Raw genomic sequence first — 630 nt, forward strand, 5'->3', positions numbered from 1 at the left:
AAGCTGGGCACTCTGAGGAGACTGCCAGGGAGAACCTGGAGGAAGGCGGGGATGACGTCAAATCATCATGCCCCTTATGATTTGGGCTACACACGTGCTACAATGGCGTGAACAGAGGGAAGCAGAGCCGCGAGGCCGAGCGAATCTCAAAAAACGCGTCCCAGTTCGGACTGTAGTCTGCAACCCGACTACACGAAGCTGGAATCGCTAGTAATCGCAGATCAGAATGCTGCGGTGAATACGTTCCCGGGTCTTGTACACACCGCCCGTCACACCATGGGAGTCGGCAATGCCCGAAGCCTGTGACCCAACCCGCAAGGGAGGGAGCAGTCGAAGGCAGGGCCGGTAACTGGGGTGAAGTCGTAACAAGGTAGCCGTATCGGAAGGTGCGGCTGGATCACCTCCTTTCTAAGGAATGAATGAGTAAAAGATGTGTTTTACTGTTGAGTTGTCAAGGTAACAAGCGCGGAGAAATCCGGTTACCGCAGAAACAACTGCATAACTTGCTGGTGGCGATGCGCCCGGGGGAGACACCCGTTCCCATTCCGAACACGATGGTTAAGACCCGGGCGGCCGAAAATACTATGCCGGAGACAGTATGGAAAGATAGGCGGCCGCCAGCATCCTTAC

At 55.4% G+C, this 630-nt stretch carries 2 rRNA genes; both read left to right on the forward strand.

Features of this window, described 5'->3' with window-relative positions:
- Positions 1-408 (forward strand): 16S ribosomal RNA (locus tag ACTNDI_RS14000); the annotation flags it as partial.
- A gap of 97 nt (positions 409-505) precedes the next feature.
- A 5S ribosomal RNA gene (gene rrf, locus ACTNDI_RS14005) occupies positions 506-623 on the forward strand.
- Positions 624-630 lie beyond the last annotated feature (7 nt).

This window comes from Bilifractor sp. HCP3S3_D3 (assembly GCF_052063915.1).
Taxonomy (GTDB): Bacteria; Bacillota; Clostridia; order Lachnospirales; family Lachnospiraceae; genus Bilifractor.